The 3,253-nt window shown below is 72.0% G+C and carries 3 protein-coding genes and 1 pseudogene; 2 read left to right on the top strand and 2 right to left on the bottom strand.

The window, feature by feature from the left end:
* The coding region (locus tag GH736_RS19720) for an HAD-IC family P-type ATPase (protein WP_235934510.1) at nt 1-1,260 on the bottom strand (1,260 nt) is incomplete at its 3' end.
* A 113-nt stretch (nt 1,261-1,373) separates the two neighbouring features.
* On the opposite strand from GH736_RS19720, the gene GH736_RS19715 reads away from it, so the two are divergent.
* Entirely contained in the window at nt 1,374-1,718 is a 345-nt protein-coding gene (locus GH736_RS19715; RefSeq protein WP_235934508.1) for a cupin domain-containing protein, read from the top strand.
* 30 nt (nt 1,719-1,748) lie between these two features.
* Here GH736_RS19715 and GH736_RS19710 read toward each other — a convergent pair whose 3' ends face one another.
* Complete coding sequence (locus GH736_RS19710; RefSeq protein ID WP_159606359.1) at nt 1,749-2,939, bottom strand: fumarylacetoacetate hydrolase family protein; 1,191 nt, start codon at nt 2,937-2,939, stop codon at nt 1,749-1,751.
* Nucleotides 2,940-3,012: 73 nt separating this feature from the next.
* Between GH736_RS19710 and GH736_RS19705 the strand changes: the two are divergent.
* A pseudogene (locus tag GH736_RS19705) lies at nt 3,013-3,253 on the top strand (carbohydrate kinase family protein); the annotation flags it as partial.

Genomic DNA, 3,253 nt, shown 5'->3' with positions numbered 1-3,253 from the left:
GACCGCGGCATCCGTCTCCCGGTCGGCTCCGTCGCCGTCGCCGTCGCCGTCGCCGGAGGCGGCGAACACCATCTCCGGCCCGCCGAGCACCCACGTTCCTGATCCCGCGAAGCCGACCGCGCTCCACTTGCGGGCCGACGAGAACGCGATGCGCGCCTCGGGCTGGAGCACGCGCTGCAGCGGATACGGCTCGACGAGGCAGCGTGCGGTCGCGTTCGCCTCGGGCTCGGCCCCGTACCAGGCGAGCACGTCGGTCCAGCCGTCGGGCTGCGTCGCCCCGAGCGCGTGCGCCGCGTCGAACACGATGTCGCCCTCGGTGAGGGTGCCGGTCTTGTCGAGGCAGATGAGGTCCACACGGGCGAGCCCCTCGACGGCGGCCAGCTCCTGCACGAGGACCTTGCGGTTGGCGAGCTTCACCGCGCCCACCGCGAACGCGATGCTCGTCATCAGGACGAGGCCCAACGGGATCATGGCGACCACCGACGCGATGGTCGCGACCGCGGCATCCTGCCATCCACCGCTCTCGATGGCCTCGGGCCAGCCGCCCTGCGACACCATCTGCGCGTTGAGCACGAGCAGGCTGACCGGTCCGATGATCCAGGCCACCCAGCCGAGCACCCGGTTGATCGAGCTGCGGAGCTCGGATGCCACGAGCGAGAACTGCTTGGCCTCGCTCGAGAGCCGGTTCGCGAACGAGTCCGCGCCCACCTTGTCGACCACGGCCGTTCCGCCGCCGCCGACCACGATCGAGCCCGACAGCACGGCGTCGCCGGACGCCTTGTCGACGGGATCGGACTCACCCGTGAGCATCGACTCATCGAGCTGCAGGCGCTCGGAGGTCTCCACGGCGGCGTCGGCCGCGACCTGGTCGCCGGCGCGCAGCACGAGCAGGTCGCCCAGCACGACCTCCGCGATGGCGATCTCCTGCTCGCGGCCGTCGCGGAGCACCCGGGCGTGCGGGGCGTGCATGAGCGCGAGCCGGTCGAGCGAGCGCTTCGCGCGGAACTCCTGCACCGAGCCGATGATCGTGTTGGCGACCGCGCTGATGCCGAAGAGGGCGTCCTGCCAGCGGCCGATCAGCAGCAGCACGAGGAAGCACGCCCCGATGATGGCGTTGAAGAGGGTGAACACGTTCGCGCGGATGATGCTCCACGCGCTGCGGCTCGACGGGCTCTCGAAGGCATTCGTGTCGCCCCGTGCGACGCGCTCGGCGACCTCGGCGGAACTCAGACCGGTCGCACCGGCGACGATCGCCCCCACCCCGTCATCCCACCACACTCCGGTACGACTGCGACAGGGCGAACGCGCGGTGGCGGTATCCGGTGCCTCGCGTTATCGTGGCGCGCGTTCGACTCGACGGAGAGGAGAGGCCAGTGGTGCTCATCTACCAGCGGGCGGATGCCGCGACCGACGACGTGGGCTGGAACGACGACATCGAGGGCGCGTCGATCGGCTCGCAGGTGTCGCTGATCCTTGAGTACGAGTCGCGCGACGGCGCCGGGCCGCGGCTGCACCGGCATCCGTACACGGAGACGTTCGTCGTGCGCCACGGACGGGCGCTGTTCACCGTCGGCGACGAGCGGCTCGAGGCATCCGGCGGCCAGGTGCTCGTCGTGCCGGCGTTCATGCCGCACAAGTTCGCGGTGATCGGCGGTGAACCGTTCGTGTCGACGAACATCCACGCGAGCCCGACGTTCGAGACGGAGTGGCTCGAGTAGGTCGGGGCGCGGTCGAGGAGCCCGGCCCCGTCAGCCGAGCAGCCCGCGGCGGGCGAGCGACCGGTAGAGGTCGTCGATGCCGAACGTCCACCCCTCGGCGGACTCGCTCGACCGCACGCGGTTGACGAGCGCTCCGAGGCGGGGCTCGGCGATGCGCACGACGTCGCCGTCATGGTGGGTGAAGCCGCGGCCCGGCTCGTCGCGGTCGTCGACCGGCGCGAACATCGTGCCGAGGTAGAGCGCGAACCCGTCGGGGTACCGGTGGTGCGCACCGACCACCTGCGCCACGAGCTCGGCGGGGTCGCGGCTGATCCGGGCGAGCTCGCTGGCGCCGTCGAGCCGGTAGCCGTCGTCGCCCGCGACGGAGAGCGTCACCACCGACCTCCGCAGCGCGTCGAGGTCGTAGGTCGCATCGAACAGGCGCACGAACGGGCCGACGGCGGCCGACGCGTTGTTGTCCTTCGCCTTGCCCAGGAGCAGGGCGCTGCGCCCCTCGACGTCGCGCAGGTTGACGTCGTTGCCCAGGCTCGCGCCGACGATGCGACCGTCGGATGCCACGACGAGCACGATCTCGGGCTCGGGGTTGTTCCACGCCGACGTCGACAGCACCCCGACGTCGACGCACGCGCCGACGGTCGAGAGCACCGGGGCCTTCGTGAACACCTCGGCGTCGGGACCGATGCCCACCTCGAGGTACTGGCTCCACCATCCGCGGTCGACCAGGAACACCTTGAGGTCGACCGCCTCGGGCGAGCCCGGTCGCAGCGAGTCGAGCGAGCCGCCGAGCACCGCGTGGATCTCGGCCCGGATCGCGCCGGCGGCGTCCTGGTCGCCGCGCGCCCGCTCCTCGATGACGCGCTCGAGCATCGACACGGGAAAGGTGACGCCCGCGGCCTTGACCACGTGCAGGTCGATCGGCGAGAGCAGCCACGGGCGGGCCGGGTCGCGTCGCTCGGGCGGCGTGTTGGCGACGAGGTCGTCGAGAGCGCCCAGCACGGGGCCGGTCGCAGCCGCGGCGGCGGCGGCCGGGTCGGGTGTCTCGGTGAGTGCCCGCATCGTCGGGAAGCTCGCCGTCACGTCGATGACGCCATCCTCACGGATCCCGACGACACACGGGCCGCCCGCGTCGGGGACCCACGCGCGACCGACCAGGGTGCCGGCGTAGCCGTCGTCGGGCAGGAGCTCAGCGGCATCCGTCGGCCAGCTCGTCGTCGTGCTCATCGCACCATCCTGTCGCAGTCCTGCGCCGCCCGCGCCCGACCGGAGTCCCCGAGGCATCCGCCAGAATGAGCGGATGACCGATCACGTCTTCATCGCCGGGCCGACCTCGTGGAACCGCATCGTCATGCTCGACCGACTGCCCGAGCCGGTGCCGCACATGCAGTTCGCGCTCGACGAGTACGAGACGCTCGGCGCGACCTCGGCGGGCAAGGCGCTCGGATTCGTGGGGCTCGGCCGCCGCACGGTGCTGCACACCCTGCTCGGCGACGACGACGAGGGCGCGCGCGTGCGCGGCCTGCTCACCGAGGCCGGCG

It is taken from the genome of Agromyces humi (assembly GCF_009720255.1).
Lineage (GTDB): Bacteria > Actinomycetota > Actinomycetes > Actinomycetales > Microbacteriaceae > Agromyces > Agromyces humi.
Note: the sequence above shows the minus strand (reverse complement) of the source record. Positions and strands in the feature narration are given on the sequence as shown.

What these genes read in the sequence shown, in the direction of transcription:
- GH736_RS19710 (WP_159606359.1), bottom strand. Translation starts at nt 2,939, where the DNA reads ATGAGCACGACGACGAGCTGGCCGACGGATGCCGCTGAGCTCCTGCCC.